This is a genomic window from Calditerricola yamamurae, assembly GCF_054654135.1.
Genome location: NZ_BAAIFH010000004.1, coordinates 57,807 through 80,137 on the forward strand (window position 1 = coordinate 57,807; position 22,331 = coordinate 80,137).

General features: G+C 61.6%; 18 protein-coding genes, 1 CRISPR repeat array and 1 riboswitch. Of the genes, 3 read left to right on the forward strand and 15 right to left on the reverse strand.

Going from position 1 to position 22,331, the window contains the following annotated elements:
- Nucleotides 1-41: 41 nt before the first annotated feature.
- The 4 genes from ACYQ0Z_RS01740 to ACYQ0Z_RS01755 form a co-directional block, all read right to left on the reverse strand.
- Nucleotides 42-2,420, reverse strand: coding sequence for an FdhF/YdeP family oxidoreductase (locus ACYQ0Z_RS01740; protein WP_459863836.1), 2,379 nt, complete (start codon nucleotides 2,418-2,420; stop codon nucleotides 42-44).
- Between the two features lie 26 nt (nucleotides 2,421-2,446).
- Nucleotides 2,447-3,445, reverse strand: coding sequence for a GTP 3',8-cyclase MoaA (gene moaA / locus ACYQ0Z_RS01745; protein ID WP_459863838.1), 999 nt, complete (start codon nucleotides 3,443-3,445; stop codon nucleotides 2,447-2,449).
- Between the two features lie 168 nt (nucleotides 3,446-3,613).
- A complete protein-coding gene (locus ACYQ0Z_RS01750) occupies nucleotides 3,614-3,973 on the reverse strand; it encodes a Na-translocating system protein MpsC family protein (protein WP_459863840.1) in 360 nt (119 codons plus the stop codon).
- Between the two features lie 448 nt (nucleotides 3,974-4,421).
- Nucleotides 4,422-5,717: a molybdopterin molybdotransferase MoeA gene (locus tag ACYQ0Z_RS01755; protein WP_459863842.1), complete on the reverse strand. Its 1,296-nt coding sequence runs from the start codon at nucleotides 5,715-5,717 to the stop codon at nucleotides 4,422-4,424.
- Nucleotides 5,718-5,818: 101 nt separating this feature from the next.
- Between ACYQ0Z_RS01755 and fdhD the strand changes: the two genes are divergently transcribed.
- A complete protein-coding gene (gene fdhD / locus ACYQ0Z_RS01760) occupies nucleotides 5,819-6,631 on the forward strand; it encodes a formate dehydrogenase accessory sulfurtransferase FdhD (protein ID WP_459863844.1) in 813 nt (270 codons plus the stop codon).
- Here the strand turns inward: fdhD and ACYQ0Z_RS01765 are convergent.
- The 7 genes from ACYQ0Z_RS01765 to namA form a co-directional block, all read right to left on the reverse strand.
- Nucleotides 6,599-7,597, reverse strand: coding sequence for an aminoglycoside phosphotransferase/kinase family protein (locus ACYQ0Z_RS01765; RefSeq protein WP_459863846.1), 999 nt, complete (start codon nucleotides 7,595-7,597; stop codon nucleotides 6,599-6,601). The genes fdhD and ACYQ0Z_RS01765 overlap by 33 nt on opposite strands.
- Before the next feature lie 8 nt (nucleotides 7,598-7,605).
- Nucleotides 7,606-8,958 carry a LysM peptidoglycan-binding domain-containing protein gene (locus tag ACYQ0Z_RS01770; protein ID WP_459863848.1) on the reverse strand — a complete coding sequence of 451 codons (1,353 nt, stop codon included), beginning with the start codon at nucleotides 8,956-8,958 and terminating at the stop codon, nucleotides 7,606-7,608.
- 289 nt (nucleotides 8,959-9,247) lie between these two features.
- The gene (locus tag ACYQ0Z_RS01775; protein ID WP_459863851.1) at nucleotides 9,248-10,102 is read right to left on the reverse strand and encodes a MetQ/NlpA family ABC transporter substrate-binding protein; all 855 of its coding nucleotides are present in this window, start codon (nucleotides 10,100-10,102) and stop codon (nucleotides 9,248-9,250) included.
- A gap of 77 nt (nucleotides 10,103-10,179) precedes the next feature.
- Nucleotides 10,180-10,860, reverse strand: coding sequence for a methionine ABC transporter permease (locus ACYQ0Z_RS01780; protein WP_459863853.1), 681 nt, complete (start codon nucleotides 10,858-10,860; stop codon nucleotides 10,180-10,182).
- Nucleotides 10,857-11,948 (reverse strand): methionine ABC transporter ATP-binding protein, encoded by a 1,092-nt coding sequence (locus ACYQ0Z_RS01785; protein ID WP_459863855.1) that lies wholly within the window; start codon nucleotides 11,946-11,948, stop codon nucleotides 10,857-10,859. Before ACYQ0Z_RS01785 ends, ACYQ0Z_RS01780 begins: the two co-directional genes overlap by 4 nt.
- 112 nt (nucleotides 11,949-12,060) lie before the next feature.
- A riboswitch (SAM riboswitch) is annotated at nucleotides 12,061-12,185 on the reverse strand.
- Nucleotides 12,186-12,273: 88 nt separating this feature from the next.
- Complete coding sequence (gene hemL / locus ACYQ0Z_RS01790; protein ID WP_459863857.1) at nucleotides 12,274-13,563, reverse strand: glutamate-1-semialdehyde 2,1-aminomutase; 1,290 nt, start codon at nucleotides 13,561-13,563, stop codon at nucleotides 12,274-12,276.
- Between the two features lie 100 nt (nucleotides 13,564-13,663).
- Complete coding sequence (gene namA / locus ACYQ0Z_RS01795) at nucleotides 13,664-14,707, reverse strand: NADPH dehydrogenase NamA (protein WP_459863859.1); 1,044 nt, start codon at nucleotides 14,705-14,707, stop codon at nucleotides 13,664-13,666.
- A gap of 340 nt (nucleotides 14,708-15,047) precedes the next feature.
- Between namA and ACYQ0Z_RS01800 the strand changes: the two genes are divergently transcribed.
- Both ACYQ0Z_RS01800 and ACYQ0Z_RS01805 read left to right on the forward strand, forming a co-directional pair.
- Nucleotides 15,048-16,010: an NAD(P)/FAD-dependent oxidoreductase gene (locus ACYQ0Z_RS01800; protein WP_459863862.1), complete on the forward strand. Its 963-nt coding sequence runs from the start codon at nucleotides 15,048-15,050 to the stop codon at nucleotides 16,008-16,010.
- A 281-nt stretch (nucleotides 16,011-16,291) separates the two neighbouring features.
- Nucleotides 16,292-17,347 carry a bis-aminopropyl spermidine synthase family protein gene (locus tag ACYQ0Z_RS01805; protein ID WP_459863864.1) on the forward strand — a complete coding sequence of 352 codons (1,056 nt, stop codon included), beginning with the start codon at nucleotides 16,292-16,294 and terminating at the stop codon, nucleotides 17,345-17,347.
- Between the two features lie 818 nt (nucleotides 17,348-18,165).
- Here ACYQ0Z_RS01805 and ACYQ0Z_RS01810 read toward each other — a convergent pair.
- From ACYQ0Z_RS01810 to cas4, 4 genes are all read right to left on the reverse strand, one after another.
- Nucleotides 18,166-19,620 carry an IS1182 family transposase gene (locus ACYQ0Z_RS01810; protein WP_459863866.1) on the reverse strand — a complete coding sequence of 485 codons (1,455 nt, stop codon included), beginning with the start codon at nucleotides 19,618-19,620 and terminating at the stop codon, nucleotides 18,166-18,168.
- A gap of 316 nt (nucleotides 19,621-19,936) precedes the next feature.
- Nucleotides 19,937-20,304: a CRISPR direct-repeat array (repeat unit 30 nt; unit sequence GTTTCAATCCCTCATAGGTAGGCTTCAAAC).
- Between the two features lie 209 nt (nucleotides 20,305-20,513).
- The gene (gene cas2 / locus ACYQ0Z_RS01815; protein ID WP_459863868.1) at nucleotides 20,514-20,777 is read right to left on the reverse strand and encodes a CRISPR-associated endonuclease Cas2; all 264 of its coding nucleotides are present in this window, start codon (nucleotides 20,775-20,777) and stop codon (nucleotides 20,514-20,516) included.
- Nucleotides 20,778-20,784: 7 nt separating this feature from the next.
- Nucleotides 20,785-21,777 carry a type I-B CRISPR-associated endonuclease Cas1b gene (cas1b, locus tag ACYQ0Z_RS01820; RefSeq protein WP_459863870.1) on the reverse strand — a complete coding sequence of 331 codons (993 nt, stop codon included), beginning with the start codon at nucleotides 21,775-21,777 and terminating at the stop codon, nucleotides 20,785-20,787.
- A gap of 21 nt (nucleotides 21,778-21,798) precedes the next feature.
- A complete protein-coding gene (gene cas4 / locus ACYQ0Z_RS01825) occupies nucleotides 21,799-22,308 on the reverse strand; it encodes a CRISPR-associated protein Cas4 (RefSeq protein ID WP_459863872.1) in 510 nt (169 codons plus the stop codon).
- Between the last annotated feature and the right edge of the window lie 23 nt (nucleotides 22,309-22,331).

The window sequence follows — 22,331 nt, forward strand, 5'->3', positions numbered from 1 at the left end:
GCCCGCCGCAACGGGGGGCACCCCCGCGCGGCGGGTTTTCGTTATCCCGCACACGAACCGCCCATCTCGGGCGCCTCGGCTTGATCCAGTTCGGCCAGGCGCATTTCGCGGTACTGGACATCCTTCTGCACAAAAAACAGCTCCGCCTTCTCCACGATGGCCACCATGTTGTACATGGGGATCTGCGCGTGGGGCTCATATTTGCCCCGCGGAAACAACACGTTGCCCTCCGGCCAATGCACGGCCAGATTGCCGCGCTGGATCGGCGCGTAACGCGCCCGTCCATGGAACAGGCCGTGGCGGTTGTAGACAACGATGGCGTCGCCGTCGGCGATGCCCAGCGCCTTGGCATCCTCCGCATGGATCAGCACGTCATCACGCTCGGCACCGGTCAGCGGGTCCACCTCGCTGAACACCATGGAGTTGAACTGCTTGCCGCGCCGCGTGGTGACGAAGAAGGTTCCCTCTCCCTTGCGGAACTGCGGCAGCTCCACGGGAACGAGGTTGGCCCGCCCGTCCTCCGTCGGACAGACGCCGCCCTCGCACAACCACATCCCGCCCCACTGGAACACGTCGCCGGCCTTCTTCAGGTGCTGGATGCCGTCGTAGTTCGGGTTGGCCTTGGCGATCTCCTCGCGGATGGCCTGGGCATCGCGGAAGCGGATGAGGTGGGCCTGCTCGGGCTTGACGCGCGCAGCCAGGTCGATGTAGATCTGCCACTCGGCCCGCGCCTCGGGAATGCGCGGCCCGGGAATTTCCGGGGAAAAGTAGACCATCCGCTCCGTCGACGTCGATGTGCCCCCGCCGGGCATCTCGTAGCGCGTCATCACCGGCAGGACGATGACCGCTTCCCGCGCATCCACCAGGGTCGACGTGTTCAGGATAATGTCGGCATGCACGCGCAGCTCCACACTCTCCAGGCACCGGCGCACGAAGTCCGGGTCGGGCATCGTCTCAAGGAAATTGCCGCCGCTGGTGTAAAAGAGGCGGAGCCGCCGCGGATGGTCATCCGGCAGAAGGGCGTTTTCCAGGCTGACACCAACGGTGTCCCCCTGCCACTGGGGGATGGGGAAGCCCCACAGACGCTCGAGTCGCGCGATGTTCTCGTCATCAAACTCGCCGCCCGGCAGCGAGAAGCAGTCGGCCCCCATCTCGCCCGACCCCTGCACGCCGGAATGGCCGCGGATGGGCATCACGCCGCATTTCTCCCGGCCGATGAAGCCGCGCAGGATGGCCAGGTTGACCACCTGGGTGACGTTGTCCGTTCCGAAGCGGTGCTGGGTGAGGCCCATCGACCACACGAAGACACCCGTCTTGGCCTTGGCCAGGATCTCGGCGAACTCGCGCATCCGCTCCCGCGGCAAGCCGGCTTCCTTTTCGAGGGTCTCCCAATCGTAGCGCTGGACATGGGCCTTGAGGGCTTCGAACCCGTTCACGTGCTCGCGGATGAACGCGTGATCAATGGCCGAACCCGGCTGGCGCTCTTCCATCTCGAACCAGTGCTTCATCACGCCGGTCATAAAGGCGATGTCGCCGCCGATGTTCACTTGGTAGAAATCATCGGCCAACTTGGTGCCGAACAGGGCGCTGTCGGGAATGGACGGGATCCAGTACCGCTCCATCGATGGCTCGCGGTACGGGTTGACGACGAGGATCTTGGTGCCCTGGCGCTTGGCCGCGTACAGGTACTTGGTCGACACCGGCTGGTTGGCCGCCGGCACCGAGCCCCAGAACACAAGCACGTCGGTGCCAATCCAGTCCTTGTAGCTGCAGCTGGAGGCCCCGATGCCAAGGGTGCGCTTGAGGGCCGTTTTCGAGGGCGAATGGCAAATGCGCGAGGCGTTGTCGATGTTGTTCGTCCCCAAGAAGCGGGCCACCTTGGCCGCCACATAATACGTCTCGTTGGTGATGCCCCGCGCCGTCAGATAGAAGGCGGCCTGCCGCGGGTCAATCTGGCGAAACTTCTCCGCGATCCGGTTGAGGGCCTCGTCCCACGAAATGCGGCGGAACCGCCGCTCGCCCTTCTCGCGGATCAGCGGGTACGGGATACGCCCCAGCTTGCGCAGCGCGGTGCTGTCCAGCCGGCGCAGCTCGTCGATGTCCTGGAACAGCACCTTGTCGGGGATGGGCGGCTGCGTGTTGAGGCGCAACACGTTGAGGCGCGTCGTGCACAGATGCGGGCCCTTCAAGGTTTGGTCGCGCAACCCGGACACCCCGAGGGCGCACCCGTCACACACCCCTTGGGTCAGGATACGCCAGGCGTAGCGCAGGTTGTCGCGGTTTTCCCACAGCGTTTTCAGCACCGCCCAATTGTGGTGCGGCTTTTGCTCGCCAAAGCCAAAGGGTTTCCAGCTCACCCACAGCGACGGATCCGGCAACTTGGGCAGGGAAATCGGCCCCGTGTGTTTCGTTTTGCCCATCGGTTGCTCCTCCTCCCTTTGCTCGCTTATCCGCCGATCTGCGACATGCGCCGCCATGTCGGCACGCGCTCGTCCTCCAGCACCTCGCCGGCACGGGCCATCTCGTGCTTTTCCGGCTTGAGGGCCAGGGCCCGAAAGAACAGCGCGCGCAGCTTCTCCTCGTCATCTATGCAGTCGCGTACGCGCAGTTCCTCCACCCAGTACAGGCACGGTTTCAGGTACCCGTCGGCGGTCAGGCGCAGACGGTTACACCCGGCGCAGAAGTGATCGCTCACCGGATGGATCAGCCCCACGGTGCCCGGCGCACCGCGTACCCGGTACACCTCCGCCGGCCCGTTGCCCACAACGGCGCCCTCCGCCGGTTCCAGCGGGAGACCGGCCGCCTCCGCGCGTGCCAGCACGTCGGTCAGCGGCACGTATCCCTTCCTCCACTCCTCGTGGTGGCCAATGGGCATGTATTCGATGAACCGCACATGAAGCGGACGATCCAGCGTCAGACGGATGAAGTCCTCGATTTCGTCTTCGTTCACCCCCTTGATCAGCACGCAGTTGATCTTCACCGGCGAAAACCCCACGTTCAGCGCCTGCTCGATTCCCGCTAGCACCTGCTCCAGTCCGTCGCGGCGGGTGATGCGGCGAAACCGGTCGGGTTTCAGCGAATCGAGGCTGATGTTCACCCGACGCACGCCCGCGCGGCGTAGCGCCTCGGCCTGCTCGGCCAGGAAAATTCCATTCGTGGTAAGGGCGATGTCCTCAATGCCGGGAATGGCGGCAAGCCGGGCCACCAGGTCGGCAAGGCCGGGCCGCACGAGGGGCTCGCCTCCCGTGATGCGCAGCTTGCGCACGCCAAGCTGGGCCGCCACACGAACAACGGCGACGATCTCGTCATCCGTCAGCACTTCGCGTGGGGGAAGAAACGTCATGTCTTCGGGCATGCAGTAGATACAGCGCAGGGTGCAGCGGTCGGTCACGGAAATGCGCAGGTAATCATGGCACCGGCCAAAGCGATCTACCAGAGCGGTCAATGGTTTGTGCCTCCTTTTTTCACGCACACGAAGGATCTTCACCGGATAGTGCGACCCGTGAAAACGTAAAAAATCGCCGTGAATCGGCCTTTGGTCACAAAGGCGATGTCACGGCGGTTAGCCTTTAGCAGGATCGCTACCAAGTACCAACCCGCGTTTGCCCTCGGTTTACGTGCGAAACTTCGCTTCGATGTCTTGGTCGAACACGAAGATGGACATGGCCCAATCCTTTTCGATGTTGATGTCCACGAACAAGTCGACAAACTTGGCCCCCACCAGCTCTTCCATTTCCCGCGGCGGGTATTTCCGGTAGAGGTCTTTCACCATCTCCGTGCGGGCCGCGCGCAACGCCTGACGTCCCTCGTCCGTTCGGGCCATAAATTTCTCAATGGGGGTAAGGTTCCCTTCCATCTCGCAGATGGCCCAATTTTTGCAAAACGTGGTCGTGATCTTGGCCGGGCCCTTGCCCATGTACTTCTTGCGGAAGGCTCGCACCAGGTTGCTGAATTCGGCTTCGTACTTGTTCATCGTTCTCGCGCCCCCGCCGGTCCATCAATGCAGGGGTGATGGGTTTTTTCTTGCAGTATACCATTGGGGGGAAAGGTTCGGCCAGCCCGCACTGTCGGGAAACCACGCAGTGCGCTTCATGAACGCCGCCGACATTTCCAACGCAAAATGGCAATGCTGAAGGCCAACGGCAGCGGCAATCCGCCAGCGGCCTTGTGCGGCGCGCGCCATACGAGGGACATCTTTTGAAATCGGTTTCCGTACGGAAAAAAGAAAACGTCGCAATGTCGTTTTTGCGCGCGTTCGGCTAGCAACGACCGTTGCGACGTTACGGCACCAAACAGGGGCGCTGTTGGCGCGCAACCTCGCCATCATCCGTTCCGGGTGCCCCGCTGACCGTCCGGCAGGAGCGCTACCTCGTATCAGCGAAACGCCCGGCAAACCGTTCGCCCCCATTATAAAAAATTGTTCACGAAGTTGTCAATTTTTCTCGAGAAACCGGAGGCCAATCCCCGCACACCACCACGTCTACCAGCTGTCCCGCCTCCACCGCCGTGCCGCCTTTGATCCGCACCAAAGCGTTGGCCCCCACCAGCGAGCCGATCATCCCCGACGACTGCCCTTTGGCCAGCTCGACGACGAGCTCGCCACCGGCCTCGTACAGGCGCGCGCGGAGGAAACGGTCCGGCTTGATCGGCGCGGCATTGTAGGAGCTGACGAGGCGCGCCTGCACCGTGCGCGGGAGCGGATGGGCCCATCCGGCCAGGCGGCGCACCCCCGGGAGGACGAACAGCTGGCAGTTGACGTAAGCCGACGCGGGATTGCCCGAGATGCCGAAGAAGGGTTTGCCGTCCCGCACAGCATAGCGCACCGGCTGACCGGGGCGGGCGAGCACCTTCCAAAACCGCGTGGTGGCCCCCAACCGTTCATAGAGCTCCGGAATCAGGTCGTAATCCCCCACCGACACGCCGCCGGTCGTCACCAGGGCATCCAATTCCTCGAGGTACGGCTCCACAGCCGCCTGCATGGCCTCGACGGAATCGCCGACGACCGCGAGCAGCTTGGGCACGCCCCCCGCGGCGCGAATGAGGCTGGCCACCATGTAGCTATTGGCGTTGCGGATTTTCCCCGGGGCAAGGGGCTGGTTCACGTCCACCAATTCCGACCCCGTGGCCAAAATCCCGACCACCGGCCGGCGGTACACCGCCACCTCGGCTACACCAAAGGTGGCCAGAACCGCCGCCTCCGCCGCGCCGATGCGCACGCCCGGACGCAGCACCACGCTTCCCTTGACCATGTCCTCGCCTTTTTTGGCGATGTTGTCTCCCGGCCGCGCGGGCACGCGGACGTGGACCGTGGCCACGTTCTGGGCAAATTCCTCCTTCGTGTGCTCAAACCGGACCACAGCGTCGGCTCCCTCGGGAATCATCGACCCGGTCATGACGCGGATCGCTTCGCCCGGGCCGACGCGCCGTTTGGGCGCACACCCGGCCGGCACCTCCTCGATGACGGCCAGCGGCACCGGGTAATCCCACGACGCGCCCGCCGTGTCCGCCGCCCGTACGGCAAACCCGTCCATCATTGAACGGTCAAAGGGGGGCACGTCGCCGTCCGCCACCACCTCCTGGGCGAGCACGCGGCCGTCACAGTCGGCCAGGGGAACCCGTTCCACCTCCAGAGGCGCGAGGGATTCCAGAATCACCGCTTGGGCGTCCTCCACAGGGAGCGGCGCGCGGTTGGGCGCGTCTGCAAACGCGCGATGCATGGCCTCTCTTTCCTCCTCCCGAACCCATTCGCTTCCATTGTACCGCATGTACCGTATAATGTAAGCAACAACACGTCAAACGGAAAGGGGAACGCGCGCCCATGGAGCTGCCCGTTACCCAACAACGCCCCATCCTGCGCTACGAAAACGGTCGCCTGCACTCGACCATCGACACGGTGGCCAGCGAGTACGCCCTCACCGTCTACGTCGACGACGAGGAGCTGGCCACGCTCGTCTGCACGCCCAGCCATCTCGACGAACTCGTTGTCGGATTCCTGGCAGCGGAGGGCGTGATCCGCTCTGACGAGGAGATTGTCTCGCTGGCCCTCGATACCGCAGGCGGGTTCGCCTACGTGGAGACGGCGGGCAAGCGCCGGTTCTCGCAGCGCTTCTTCAACAAACGCTACATACCGTCGTGCTGTGGCAAAGGGCGACAGTCCTTCTATTTCTTCAACGACGTGCAAACGGCCAAACCGGTGGAACAGGCCCCAACCCTCGTCCCCGATGACGTGCTGCGCCTGATCGGTGCGCTGCAGGCGTCTTCCCACGTCTTCGCCGACACCGGCGGCGTCCACAACGCCGCACTCTGCACGCGGGCGGGCATTGTCGCCGTCCGCACCGACATCGGCCGGCACAACGCCCTTGACAAGCTCTACGGTTACTGCCTCCAGCACAACGTGCCGCGTGGCGACAAGCTGCTCGCCTTCAGCGGGCGGCTCTCCTCGGAGGTCATTCTCAAGGCAGCCAAGATGGGCATCGGCGTGGTCCTCTCCAAGTCGGCCCCGACCGAGCTCGGCTTGCGCATCGCCGACGAGCTGGGGATCACCGCCATCGGCTTTGTCCGCGACACGCGCTTCAACGTGTACACCCATCCCCACCGGTTACAGCCAGGAATCGACCAACCGAACGAGTAACGCGTAGCGGTCCAGCTCGCGCTCCAACGCCGTCACCGTTTCCAACCGCACACGGCCTCCCCACGTGTAGTGGCGCTCGAGGAGGCGGAAGACCGGATGAGGCAGCGCCAGTAGGAGAGCCAACGCCAGCCGCTCGTCCTCCCGCAGCGGGAAGTGGGCGTCATAGGCAGCCAGTGCGGCACGGAGGCGGTCTTCCTCCACGGCGCTCGCGACGGTGCGCAGGAGATAGGCCACGTCGCGCACCGGGGCATCCACGGTGGCGGCCATCCAGTCGAGCCACAGCGGTTCGCCCCCTTCGCGCCAGGCCAACCGGTCCGGACGCGGGCGGGCGAGCACCCATGAGACGCGCAGCGCGGAGCGCCGCCCGGCCGCCTTCTCCCACCGCGTAAGCAACGTCCGCGCACGGTCCAGCGCCGCGGCAAACGCCTCGGCGTTCGCAAGCATAACGACGTCCACCGGCGAGGGGTAGGCGCGGCGTTCAGCTTCCGCCTTCCACCGCGCGAGACGGGCCGCCCACCGCTTTCCCTGCCAGCGCAGTTGCTCCGCCACCTGGGCCACCCCGGGATGGGGGAGCGGCATCGACGTCAGGCGATGCAGGCGGGCCAGGGACCCAAACAGCCGATCAAGGGCGTCGGCGGGCGGGTCGTGTCCCGGTGGCAGGCGCATGACGACAAACGTCCCCTCGGGGCCACGCCACACCGTCTCGCCATGGGGCCCAAGCAGCCAAGGGAGATAATGCGTCCATCCCTGGCCCGCCAGCGCGTGCCGCACCCGGTCAATCCACATCAGCTCCCGCGGATCGCGGCGCACCTCCGCCACCACAAATACGCCGCCGTCGGTCTCCATGCGCCACATCGCCTTGCCGAGCGGGACCCACTCCCACGGACGCACCGCCAATCCCGCGCAGAGAAAAAGCGGAATGCCGGCTTCCGCGCGCATTCCGCCCCGTTTCCATCCCTCCGCCACGGTTTCCCTCACCCTTCCCGCCGCGGAATCAAGAGAATCTGTCCCTCTTCCAGGTGGTCATCGGCCATGCCGTTGACGGTCCGGATGGTGTCGGCCGACACCCCGTAGCGGGCGGCAATGGCCGCCAACGTGTCATTGCGGTGCACAATGCACATCGTCAAGCGCGCATACCGCTCCTCCTTCTCCTTGAGCAGCCCGATCAGGTAGCGTCCGTTTTCGGGCTTGCCGGTCGCCTCGGCCACCTCCGCTTCCGCCGCTTGCTGCCCACCGCTTGCCGCCGTGGCCTCAGCCTCCGCGTGGTCCTCTCCGTCAATGGAACTCGGCGCGGCAGATGCGGGCGAGGCCGCTTCTGCCGTTTCCGGCGTCTCGGGCTCGGCCGGCTGCGTTTCCCCAGACCCTTTCCCCATCAAGACCGAGGAAAGGGAACGGGCGCTGCTCTCCTCGGGTTTGGATTTGGCCGTGATGGCCACCTTCACGTCCGGTTGCGGTTCCGGCTGGGTTTCCGCCGGCTCGTCGCGCGCCTGAGAACCCCCGTCGTCCCCCGCGGGATGGGCATCGGCATCGCCGGCCTGCCGCCCATCCAAATCGACCGGCTCTCCTGTCGCGGCGGCCGCCTCCACCGCCTGGGAGGCCTCCGGCTCCACCGCCGCTCTCCCTTCGCTTCCACCCTCCGGCGCGGAGGAACCCCCCGCCTCACGCTCGTCCGCCACCGGAGCCGCCGCGTCCCGGTGTCCCTCCGCTCGCGCGCCGTCCCCCTGCGAAACCGGATCCGCCTCGGCGGAGACCTCTGCCGGCGTTTCGGCGGTTTCGGCCCTCTCTCTCCCGGACGGCGCAGGCTCTGTCCCGCTCACCAGCACGGGGGCGACAGGATCCGCCTGCTCCAGCGTGCGCGCGGCACGGCCGCGCTCCACCACAATGCCGGTGACGTCCAACACGGCTTCGATGGCCAGCTTGCGCGGCCCTTGGACCTCATAATCAAAGCTGTCGATGACCACGTAGACGTCTTCCAGGTCGGGCACGTGTTCCTCGGGTACGGTGATGTCCAGTGGGATGCGGTGGCGGATTTCGCCACGCTTTTGCCAGGGCGCCAAGGGACCCATCTCGCTCTCCAGAGGATGAAACGGAAACGGCGCGTACGCCTCCGACCCGTCGCCCGGCATCTTCAGGTGTTCCCGCCGCCCCAAGTACTTGCCGGTCAGGCTGAGAAACCCCGACACCGTCACCGAGCCGCCTGCCGCGGTCACTTCCACAACCGGTTCCAGCTCCAGTTCGCGAATCGCCTCGATCTCCGGCACGTCGTCCGGAAGGTGGATCTGCTCGCGGACATGAAAACGCAACCCCCGGTTGTCCTCTTGGTGCACGCAACCTCCCCCTTTCGCGCGCAACACGATCTTCGTGCTCGGTACACGTTATGCAGCGCGCGCGCAGGGTAGAACGGGAAACGGTCGCGGCGGCCATCCCGTGCCCCACCAAAACCAAAAACGCGCGGGCGGTACCGCATGTCCTTGACGGCACCGCCCGCGCGGCTCAGCACGTCATCACCCGACTTTCGTGCGGAGGAAAGCTGGTCCTTCCCTTGACGCTCCCGTTGTCGATCCGTCGATTCGGCAGCCCAGCCGTCTCATCCCGCCACACGGAAGACCGGTTGCGTCAGAATTTCTTCTGCGTCGGAACAACCGCGCCGCTGTACTTCTCCTCGATGAACTTCTTGACGTCCTCCGACAAAAGCACGTTCACCAGCTCTTGGATGCGCGGGTCGTTCTTGTTGTCTTCCCGCGTGGCGAGCACGTTCACGTAAGGCGAGTTTTCGTCTTCGCGGAAGATGGCATCCTTGGTCGGCGTAAGGCCGGCCTCGATGGCAAAGTTCGTGTTGATCACCGCGGCGTCGATCTTCGGATCCTCCAGCGTGCGCGGCAGCATGGCCGGATCCACCTGCGTGAACTTGATGCCCTTGGGGTTCTCCACGATGTCCTTTTCCGTCACCTTTTCGTCGACGCCGTCCCGGAGCTTGATCAGCCCGGCTGCCTCCAGCAGGCGAAACACGCGCAGCCACTCGCTAGAACCGTTGGTGATGGCGATGGTGGCCCCGTTGGGCAGATCGCTCACCGACTTGTACCCCTTCTGCTTGTTGGCGTACAGCCCGATGGGCTCAATGTGCACCCCGGCCACCGGCACCAGCTTGTAGCCCTTTTCCTTGATCGTCGCCTCCAGCCACTTAATGTGCTGGAAATAGTTGGCATCCAGCGCTCCCTCAGCCAGCTGCGTGTTCGGCAACACGTAATCCTGGAACACGACAACCTCGAGGTCGATACCCTTTTCCTTCAGCTTGGGCTTTACCACGCCGTTGAGAATCTCGGCATGGGGCACCGCCGTGGCCCCCACCTTGAGCGGCTTGTCGGACGCCCCCTGCGACGCATCGCCGCCTTTTTCCGTCGCCGTGCCGCAGCCGGCCAACGGCAACACGAAAAGCAGGGCGAGGACAAGGAGTAGCAGTCCCTTGCGCATGGATGGTTCCCTCCCAACCGGTGAAATGGAACAGGTTCGCCCGCGCGCCGGCAGGCGAGTTCGGCGCCGCCGCGCCGTTATCGCTTATCCAAGCGGCGGACAATGCGGTCACCCGCAGCCTGGAACAGCTGCACCATGAGGATCAACAGCAACGTGGCCACCAGCAGGGTGTCGTTCTGGAAGCCGTTGAACCCGTAGTTGTAGGCCATCGCCCCGAGACCACCACTACCGATCACGCCGGCCATGGCCGAATAGCCGACCAGTCCGACGCCAGTCACCGTTACCCCGGCGGCCATTGCCGGCAGTGCCTCGGGGATCAGCACCTTGAGGACAATCTGCCACAGGCTGGCCCCCATCGCCCGCGCCGCCTCAATGACGCCGGCATCCACCTCGCGAAGGGCCGTTTCCACCAACCGGGCATAGAAGGGTGCCGCACCGGCCACCAGCGAGAGGATGGCGGCCGTCGGGCCGAAGGAGGTGCCGAACAGCAAGCGGGAGACGGGCAACAACCACAGAATGAGGACGATGTAGGGCACAGAGCGGAACACGTTGACCACCGTGCCCAGCAGCTTGTTGATCCACGGCATCGGCACCAGGTGGCCCGGCGATGTGAGCACCAGCAGCACACCCAGGGGAATGCCGAGCAACACGGAAAAAAGCAGCGACACCCCCACCATGTACAGCGTCTCCCCGGTCGCCTGCAGCACCCCGTCCCAGTTTTGCACCACATGGGGAAACAGCTCGGCCAAGACGTTCATGCGCGCACCCCCCTTTCCGCCACCGGCGCAACCGCCGTCACGGTCACCCCCGCCGCCTTCCAGTAGTCGGTCACTGCTTGGATCTCCTCCGGCGTACCGGCCACGCGCACAACCAGCGCGCCGCGCACACCGTCCGGTCCTTCCGCGAGCGACCCCTCACACAGGCGGATGTCAGCCGCATAGCGGCGGATGGCCTCCTCGACCACCGGCGCCGTGACCCCGGCCAGGTCGAGGCGCAGGTACGCTTCCGCTGTCTCCGCAGCGGCACGGGGCGCCCTGACCCCAGAAGCTTGCGCGGCCACCGGTTTGCTCTCCTCGCTGAAGGCGCTAACATAGGCCCCCCGTTGTCCGGCACGCCCCTGCTGCAAAAAGCGGCGCGCCGTCTCCGTCTGCGGACGGGCCACCACCTCGGCCACCGGGCCCACTTCGACGATGCGTCCGCCTTCCATCACGGCGACGCGGTCACACACGGCCTGGATCACATCCATCTCGTGGGTCACCAGCACCACGGTGAGCCCAAAGCGGCGGTTGATGGACCGCAGCAGGTCGAGGATCTGGTCGGTCGTCTCCGGATCGAGGGCCGATGTGGCCTCGTCGCACAAAAGCACGTGGGGCCGGTTGGCCAGGGCCCGGGCAATGCCAACGCGCTGCTTCTGCCCGCCCGACAGCTGGGACGGATAGGCGTCGGCACGCTCGGTCAGGCCGACCAGTTCCACCAGCTCGTCGACGCGCTGGCGGATTTCGCGTTTCGGAACGCCGGCAATCTCCAGGGGCAGCGCGATGTTTTCGCGCACCGTCCTCGACCAGAGCAGGTGAAAGTGTTGGAATACCATGCCGATGCGCTGCCGCGCCCGCCGCAGCTCGCGTTCCGAAAGGGCCGTCAGTTCGACGCCGTCGACGACCACGCGCCCTGCCGTCGGCCGCTCGAGCAGGTTGATGATGCGCAGGAGCGTGCTCTTGCCGGCACCGGAACGGCCGATCAGGCCGAAAACCTCACCCTTTTGCACCGAAAGGTCGATGCCTTTTAGCACCTCCACGGTCTTGCCGCCCGTGGAGAAGGTTTTGCGAATGCCGTGCAGTTCAATCATCGTCGGCCTCCGTTAAAACCAATTAATCCGATCCGAATTTATGAAGATGCTTCACAAAAAAATCCTTTCTGAGAGACCTCAGAAAGGATTTGTTGCAAACGCAACGCCTCCTCTCTTATCTCTCAGAACGCCGCCTACGCAGCCGTTCTGCAGGAGTTGGCACCTTCCCGCTCCCCAAGGGGCAGCAGGGGTTGCCGGGCTTCATCGGGCCAGTCCCTCCGCCACTCTCGATAAGAGATGGCTGTTCGATGCCGGATTCAGTTGTCGAAAAAGAGTATAGTACAGGTTGACCTGCTTGTAAAGAGGGGGTTTTGATTTGCATAAATTACAGTTGTTTCAAGACCTCACGGTGCACTTCCAACGTGCGGTCGATGTCGGCATCGGTGTGGGCCGTGGAGACAAACATCCCCTCAAACTGCGACGGCGGGATGTACACGCCCCGTTCGAGCAGCAGGCGGAAATAGCGGGCAAAGCGCTGGGTGTCCGACGTGCGCGCGGTGGCGTAGTTGACAACCCGTTCGCCGGTGAAGAAGAAGCCGACGAGGGAGCCGACGCGGTTGATGCAATAGGGAATGCCGGCCTCTTCGGCGTTCTGGGCCATTCCCTCGGCCAGGCGCGCCGCCTTGCGCTCCAGCTCCTCGTAGATGCCGTCCTGACCCAGCTCGCGCAACGTGGTGACCCCGGCGGTCATCGCCAGTGGGTTGCCCGACAGGGTACCGGCCTGGTACACCGGGCCGTCGGGGGCCACGTGGCGCATGATCTCCTCCCGCCCGCCGTAAGCGCCGACGGGAAGGCCGCCACCGATAACCTTGCCCAGACAGGTAAGATCGGGCAGCACGCCGTACTTCCCCTGCGCCCCGCGATAGTCGACACGGAAGCCGGTGATCACCTCGTCGAAGATCAGCAGGGCCCCATACTGACGCGTGATCTCGCGCAAGCCTTCCAAAAAGCCGGGCTTCGGCGGCACGACACCCATGTTCCCGGCCACCGGCTCGACAATCACCGCAGCAATGTCATCCCCGTAGCGCTCGAAGGCCAATTTGACACTGTCAAGGTCGTTGTACGGACAGGTGATCGTGTTTCGGGCCACCGTCTCCGGCACGCCGGGGCTGTCGGGCAGTCCCAATGCCGCCATGCCCGAACCGGCTTTGATGAGCAGGCTGTCGGAGTGGCCATGGTAACTGCCCTCGAACTTGAGGATCTTGTTGCGTTTGGTGTAGCCGCGGGCCAGGCGCAGGGCGCTCATCGTCGCCTCGGTGCCGGAGTTGACCATGCGCACGACCTCGACGGAGGGCAGGGCCTCGACGAGCAGCCGGGCCATCTCCGTCTCGACCACTGTCGGCGTGCCGAAGCTGGTGCCGCGCGTCGCTGCCTCCTGGATCGCGCTTACCACCCGCGGGTGGGCGTGGCCGAGGATAAGCGCCCCCCATGACATGACGTAGTCGATGTACTCGTTGCCGTCCTCATCCCAGACACGGGCACCTTGCCCCCGCGCGATGAACATCGGCGTCATGCCGACGTTGCGAAAGGCGCGCACGGGGCTGTTGACGCCGCCGGGCATCAGCCGCTTCGCTTCTGCGTAAAGCGTTTCCGATCGGGTAAACCCGTTGTGCACCGCAGAGTCCTCCTTCGCTTCAAATTTCGTAAAGGGAAACGGGGCCAGCCGCTCGCACGGATCCGGGGATGGGCTGGCCCCGCCGACATCCAGGCCGGCCTTACCGTTCCGGCTTGGCCCGCAGGTACTGGATCGGCCAGTAGTCGATCTCCGCCCCCAGCTCCAGGGCGGCGTGCAGCGGCCAGTAGGGGTTGCGCAACAGCTCGCGACCCAGGAACACCAGGTCGGCCCGGCCGTTGGCCACGATCTCCTCGGCCTGCTTGGGCTCGGTGATCAGCCCCACGGCACCCGTGGGAATGTCCGCTTCGCGCCGGACCGTCTCGGCAAAGGGCACCTGGTAGCCGGGATGAACCGGCACGGTGACGCCAGGCACCACCCCGCCCGAGCTGACGTCGATGAGGTCAACCCCCCGCGCCTTGGCCATCTTGGCCACTTCTACCGTTTCCTCCAGGGTGACACCGCCCTCGGCGTAGTCAACGGCCGACAGGCGCAGGAAGAGGGGCTTGTCCGCCGGCCACTCGGCGCGCACGGCGTCAATGACTTCCATCAGGAACCGGGCACGGTTTTCCAGCGATCCGCCGTAGGCGTCGGTGCGCTTGTTGGCCAGGGGCGACAGGAACTCGTTGATCAGGTACCCGTGGGCGCCGTGGATCTCCACCACGTCAAAGCCGGCCTGACGCGCCCGCCGCGCCGCCTGGCCGAAGCTCTCAACCACCTCGCGGATTTCGTTCACCGACAGCTCTTCCGGGGTGGGGCTGTTCGGACCAAAGGGAATGGCGCTAGGAGCCACGATACGACCCGGGATTTCGCACTTGCGCCCGGCGTGGGCAAGCTGGATCCCGACCTTGGCCCCATGGGCATGGCACCCTTCCACGATGCGGGCAAGGCCCGGAATGTGGGCATCATCCCAAATCCCCAGGCACCGCGACGTGATCCGCCCGTGGGGCTGGACGCCGGTGGCTTCCAGGATGATCAGCCCGACGCCGCCCACGGCGCGCGTGGTGTAGTGAACGAAATGCCAGTCGTTGGCGAATCCGTCGGTCGCCGAGTACATGCACATCGGCGACATGACAATGCGGTTGCGCAGCAAGAGGTCCTTGATCCGGAACGGTTGAAACAGGTGGACGGTGCGTTGTGCGGGCATGGCGCTCCCTCCCATTGGCGACGGTTTGTGCGCTATGGTTCGCCCATCTCAGCGGGCGTGCGGGGATTACCATTTTCATGATAGCACAGGTGGCGCCCACGCGCAGGTCTCCGCCTCCCCACGAGAAAGTTCGCCCGGCCGCATCGAAGGAACCGGCATGCACCGCCAGGCAAACACCACCCGTGTTCGTCCACGTGGAAACGATTCCCGCCTATGGTATGATGGTTGCGCAACCACTCTCCGCGATTACCCGGGAGGTTTGGAGAGGAACGCGCGCGTGCGCCACGGAGGGGGGTATACCCCGCCGGCTGTCGCCCATCCGAGGAAGGGAGGCCTACCTATGGGTATGGGTAACGGAACCGAACACATCCCCCATCACGACGTGGTGATCATCGGCGGGGGACCGGCCGGCATCAGCGCCCTCATCTGGTGCCACCGACTGGGCCTCGACGCCCTGCTCGTCGAGCGACAGGAAAGCTTGGGCGGGCAACTGGAAGCCATCCACAACCCCATCGTCGACTATCCGGGCCTGCCGGTGGAAAACGGCCGCGCGCTACGGGATCGCCTTGTGGCCCACGTGGAGCGGCTGGGCTGCACATACCGGTGCGGCGTGGACGTGCAGGCATGCGACGTGCGGGCAAAGCGCCTCGCCACCAGCGCCGGGGAGCTTGCGGCCCGCGCCCTGATCGTGGCCACCGGTTCCCGTCCGCGGCGGCTCGGCGTGCCCGGCGAGGCGGAGATGATCGCCCGCGGGGAAATCTACTCGGCCACGCGCGACGCCCAGCGATTTGCCGGCAAGCGCGTTGCCGTCGTCGGCGGCGGCGACCGCGCGCTGGAGGGGGCGTTGCTGCTCGCCGAGGCCGGCGCCCATGTGACGCTGATCCACCGCTCCAACACGTACCGGGCCCGCCCCGAGTACCTCGAGCCGGTGCTGCGCCACCCCAATGTCACCCGCCTGGAACACGCCGTGGTGACCTCCATCCTCGGGACCGGGCGTGTCGAGGGCGTGGCCGTCACCCTGCGCCACCCGGACGGCCGACACGAGGAACGCCTCCTGGCGGTGGACGCCGTCTTCGTGCGCATCGGGGTGGAACCGAACACCGACCTGGTACGCGGTCAGGTGGACACGAACGCCGATGGTACCCTGCGCGTCGACGACCAGGGCGAAACCAGCATGCCGGGGGTTTTCGCTGCCGGCGACGTGTGCACGCCGCCACAATTCTCCAGCATCGCCCTCAGCGTGGGACAGGGCATGGTGGCAGCCAAGGCGATAGCGCTGCGGCTGGCGGCAGGACAGTTATAGGATTCTTCCGGTCGGGCGGGTTTTCCACGTTTACGGTATCGCGTAACCGAACCGATTCGGAACGCATGGTTCTCGATCGTGCCGAACATGCGGGTATACGCAAGCCCGCCACTTTGGGTTAGATTTTTCTGAGCGATCGCAACGGATTGACTGAATCCAATGAAAGCGGTATTATAATTTTTTGGCGATCACTCCGCTTATATCGGAGGAAGCCGGGACAAGGCACGTTGGTTACTCTCAGGAGGTGCATTTCAACTCTTAGGGCGAAAGGAGCGGTACCTATGTCAACAACCGGTATTGCTGTGGAAGCCCGTCGGAGCCATGCGCTTCTTCTCCGTGCACTCTGCCTCGGTCCCAAATCCTACTGGGAGCTGATGCGAGAAGGGCAAGCCCAGACCCACGAGGTGCTGGAGGTCCTGCAGACGCTCCTGAAAAACGAGCTGGTGGCCTACGATGGCAACCGCTTCGTGCTCACCGAGGCGGGACGGCGACAGGCCGAAGCCCTGGGGCTGGATCGGATAGCCGACCAGCGTTGTGAGGCCTGCGCGGGACGTGGCATCGTTCTCCAGCCACCTTTTGACCACGTTCTTGAGGCATTCAAAGAGATTGTGGCCATGCGTCCCAAAGCGACGCCCGATTTTGACCAGGGATACGTGACGCCCGAGACTACCGTGCTGCGGCTGGCCCTGATGGCCCAGCGAGGCGATCTGGCAGGCCGCGACCTGTTGCTGCTGGGCGACGACGATCTCACCAGCATTGCCGCCGCACTCTCGGGACTGCCGCGACGCGTGCATGTCCTCGATGTGGACGAACGCATCGTCGGCTTCATCCGTGACGTGGCCCGTGACCGCGGTTGGAACCACGTTCAGGCGGAAGTCTATGACGTGCAGGAAGGACTGCCGTCTCACCTCCGAGGCCAGTTTGACGTGTTCTTCACCGACCCGGTGGAAACCTTGAATGGTCTTCTGCTTTTCCTGAGCCGTTGTACCGAAGCGCTCCGGGGCCCCGGTTCGGCAGGCTACTTTGGCCTTTCGTACCTCGAATCTTCCTGGAAGAAATGGCGGGATATCCAGCGGGGCATCCTCGACATGGGCTATGCAATTACCGATATGCTCGGCGCCTTCCAGGACTACCAGTTGGAGAACATCGTGGCCCAGGGCTACCCGGTGGCCCGCATGGCGCCGGTGCCAGTCAAGGAGCCCGATGTCTACTTTTACATCAGCACCGTCTACCGTCTGGAACTGACCGAAGCTCCGCGCCCCCTCTTCTCCGGCCGGGTGGAACTGGGACGGGACCTCTACTACGACGAAGAAGCCTGCGTCACGCTGCGCAAATAAGCCTGGAAAAGCTGCGCCCCTGGCGGCAGTGTTTGCCCGCTGCCAGGGGCGCTCGCGTTTCGAACACCTGCAACTCCGGATATGTGAACCTGATTGCACACGGTCATCTTAGAAGGGTTCTAAACTGGACGAGGAAGAATTTGGTTATTCGTGGAAAAATCTAATGGATAACATTTCAAGAAATCTGTCCAATTACCCGTCCGTGCTCAAAGAATAAGCCCCGCACGGCGACAAGAATGAAGTTGTCATAGAATAGGCTGTGCCAAACACATGCACGTCCGCGTTCACGGAGATAGAGTTCGTAGTCTTTCATAAGTTCCTCCACGAAAATCCTCCTCCCACCCCCGATTATAATTCTGCGAAGTTTTTATGGCCATAGTTTCGTCGAATTCTACGAAGTTTTAAGTCAGGTTCGCGATAAAAACTTCGCAGAATAACAGTTCAAAAATTAATTATCGACTTGATGCAGGTTAGACGTAGACAAAAAAGAAAAATACCAGGCGAATGAGCTACGACCCGAGTTTCTTTATAAGGTGATTGGACATTATGTAAAGAACAAGGGAATGATTTCTCTCCGATCAGAAGAAAATTGCCTGCCCCAGTATTAAAATAGCGAGTCTCGACCACATGCGGTCGAGACTCGCATCGCAATAAAAATATTCCCTGAACAAACGTTTGAGGATCCTTGGAAGTATCCAACGCTGGTTAGTGCTGACTATTCCTTAAACCATTAGGCTTGGCTATAATCCTGCTCTAACAAGGCCACCTATCGCTCAATTGATGTTACTTTACAAAAATAAATATAATGTCAACCAAAATTAATATACAGACTGCAGACAAACTCCCTCGGTGCCAACGCAGCCGAGGGAGTTTTCATGTCGTCTGAGTACGAAAAGGACACCGAAATGAAGGGCATGGCGCCCTGTTTTTCCTAACCTCCATAACCAATTCGCCAGCTTTTTTAAATTCATACAAGCAAAAACAAGCATCGCCTGCATTGTCACTTTTTCCAACCCACGTAAAGTGGTCCAACGCAAGCCATGCTTCTCCTTGAGATCCGCAAATACACGCTCAATCGTTTCCTTTCGGCGTGCATATAGGCGTTTATTCACTTCTGTATGGCGCAAGTGCTCCACTTCTTCCATGTAATGGGCCCAGATATGGCGGCTCACACGCTTAACCGCGTCGTGGCTTTCTGTGCACTGGGAGCGGAATGAACAAGATCGACAGGTCGTGGCATCGGAACGGTAGATTCGGTAACCCTCACGGGTCGTGGTTTCGTAGGTAAGCACTTGTCCGGCAGGACAAAGATAGCAATCGTAGTACTCATCGTACACGTAATCCTGCTTTCGATACCTTCCGTCTTTTGTGTGGGGACGGGTATACGGCATGACCGGACGGACCTGTTGGTCCAAGAGGTACTTGCTGATATAGGGTGTTTTATACCCTGCATCCACCGCGACAGCGCTGGGTTTTCCGACGTGCTTGACGGCTTGCTCGAACACTTCTGTGAAGACCTGACTGTCATGAACGTTGGCAGCCGTGACGACGGCACTGACGACAAAGCCGTTTTGGTCGCTGGCCGCATGGAAGGAGTAAGCGAACGTCTGTTCCTTTTCGTTTTTGACAAACCAGCCGCTGTCCGGATCGGTGGTGCTTTTTTTCACCTCCTTCCAGACGGCTTTAGACTTTTTTGGCAACGGCTTTTTCCCGTGCGCTTCGCGGTCCTGGTTGATTTCCTCTTCGAGAAGTTCTTGATATTTCTTGCCTTCTTCCTGGACAAGCCGCTTGATGAATTTTCTCTTGTTGGCGTTGGCTTTGACATGGGTGGAATCGATATACAACACGGAAGGGTCGACCAGCCCATGATGGCAGGCTTCTTCAAGAATGCGCGTGAAGATCCTTTCAAAGAGGTCGGTACCCTTGAATCGGCGGACATAGTTTTTGCCAAACGTCGTGAAATGGGGGATGGGCTGGGTGAGATCGTATCCCAGAAACCACCGGTAGGCGAGATTGGTTTCGATTTCTTTGATGGTTTGACGCATGGAACGGATGCCGAACAGATACTGGATGAGCACCATTTTGATGAGGACAACGGGATCGATGCTGGGTCTTCCGTTGTCTGGGCAGTAACGATCTTCCACTAGTTCGTAGATAAACGAGAAGTCGATGGCGTTTTCGATTTTGCGAACCAGGTGATCCTGAGGCACCAATTCGTCCAACGAAACAACGGTAAGCTGGTAACGGCCTTCGGCCGATTGTTTTCTCAGCATGTGGCCACCTCTGCATGATGGGATAAGAACTCTATTCGACAAAAAAGCGTGTAGACCTTGTACCTCCCGGTACTTTGTCTACACGCTGATTAATATAATGATCAAAAACAACAAGAATTTAATCTCTTTTTTTGGTAAAGGTTTCCCGTATTTTCTCCTCATTATTCTAAAATAGTCCGCAACGAACGGCAATATACATATCACCACAAGTATTAAGCTTCCGAGTAAAATAAAGAAAGATTTCATCACACCTCTCCCCGATAAACTAAAATCTTTTATTATTTAATCATTCCTTTATATCCCATATATGCTCCTAGTTTCAATCCCTCATAGATAGGCTTCAAACGGTTACCGTCGTATCCTTCGAAGCAGCCTTCACCCCGGGTTTCAATCCCTCATAGGTAGGCTTCAAACCCGTGACGTCTTCTTTATCCTCAAGGCCTAAGTCCAGTTTCAATCCCTCATAGGTAGGCTTCAAACGTGGGTATGGCGTCGCAGTTGTCGCAAGCGGATCGGTAGTTTCAATCCCTCATAGGTAGGCTTCAAACCTACAAAACTGATGAGATACGTCATCAGCGACCTCCGAGTTTCAATCCCTCATAGGTAGGCTTCAAACGATGATCACGGTTATTTAACCTCCTTTAGGAGAGCGTCGTTTCAATCCCTCATAGGTAGGCTTCAAACCCAAAAAAATCTTGCCACATAAGGAAACCTAAATGCGGAAATCAATTAATCGAATCTTCTGGAACAAAAATGTGTCGTCGATCTCCCAGGTTTTTTGCACCACTGGTGGTCGATGACACCAAAACAGGGTAACCCCACAATAGGTCCCTTACCGGACTTGCTATGCGGGGGGCTCCATCTCTGTATATCGCAAGGGCAATTGTAACAGGTTACAAAATCGTCTCCCATCCGCCTTTCTGTACTCCCATGATCTCCCGTTCGCTGTACCGCGTCGTGCGCATGATGTAAAAAATAAACGAATCTTCTTTCAGGTTGGCCACCCGTTGCAGTTCCCGTTTCAGTTGAAACAGCTGGCTTTGGCTCAACTCGCCCTCCAACACGGAATTCTGTACCCAGGTCAGGTACCTGCGCGCCACCTTGAGCACTTTCGCGACCCGCTTGACGTCAACATCATACACCAGGATCACATACATTTCGCTCTCACCATCGGCTGACGAAGGGGGTATACGGCTCGTCCCCCATGAGATGTTTCTGGATCTTATACAATTCCAAACGGATCAGTTGACGATACGACACCTTTCGTTTTAGACGGCGATGCTGAAAAGTCGTTTTCATTCCTTTCTCAAATTCTTCCACGAACGTGCGGCGGGCACGTTCACTCATGACCAATCCGCCAAGCTCGCGAACAAAATCATCCGCCTGAATCTGCCGACGGCCAAGCAAACGGAAAATGACACGATCCACGAGAAGGGGCTTGAACACCTCCGCTACGTCAAGATTGAGCGAAAAACGCCGAAAGTTCGCCGTGTGCAAAAAGCCAATACGCGGATCAAGTTGCGTATGGTAGATCTCGCGCAGCACGGCATTGTAGAGCAGCGAATTGCCGAAACTGATGAGCGCATTCAAACGGTTCTTTGGCGGGCGGCGCGTGCGCACCTCAAAGCGAAACGCCTCATCCTCCACGATGGCATCAAAGGCCTGGTAGTACGCCTGGCGAGCGTGCCCCTCTGCGGCCATCAGCGCCTCGATGGAATCCGCCGATTCCACATCCTGTCGGTGGGCTTCCACCGCCTCCTGGACCGCGCCGACCGCTTTTCCTCGTCCCTTGTAATACCGCAACACGTTTAGCATGTTGTCGATGGCCCCTTCGACAAAGCGCCGCGCCAAAATGAGGCGACGGGCGGGATCGAGGTAATGCTCGGCCTGCTTGAGCAACACGAAGCCGCTCACGTGATGCTCACGAGGGTAAAAGGTGCCCATGTAGTACCCGTGATGACTGTAGAGATGGACGGGAATCTCTTTCTGGCTGCAGTACTCCAGCACCTTCTTCGTCATGTCTACTTCGCCAAAAAGAAAGATTTCCCGCACATGTTCCACCGGTACGTACCGTTTGCCGTCTGGTGTCTCAAACAGCAGCGTGTTGTCTTTGCGGCGCAGCTGTCCGTCGCGAAAGATGTACAACGATTCCTTCACGGCGCTTCCCCGCCTTCTCCGTCATGCCCAGCACAGTTCCCGATACGCACACTTGCGGCACCAACGGGACCACTCGGCTGGCACGGGCGTCTCCCGGTCGATGAGAGCCGCGATTTCCCGCTCCATTTGGGCCATTTGGTGGACGGTTTTCTCATCCAGTACCACATCCTCGGTTTTCCGTTCCAATGGGAAATGGAGGCGCCCCTTCGCCTCGACGCCCAGCTTCCACAGCCGGTACAAGTAATACGTGAGCTGCAACCTGGCGCTCTCGGCGTAGCGCGAGCTTTTCTTCACCTCGCCTACGACAAGCTCCCCTTCCGCGGTGCGCATGAGGTCAAGCTTCAGGTTTTCCACATGCACTTCCTTGCGCTCGCGGCCATAGGCGCTTTCGTGGAGTGCCCGTCCGATCAACAGGTTGTCGTCCTCGTGGGACGGCGTAATCTGGCGAGCCATCAGCCACACCTGGCGTTTGCAGATCGCCCAGTACCACACTAGCGTCCCGTTGACGCGCCGCACGGTGTCTTCCGTCATTGCCGTTCGCCCTTTCCTTTCCC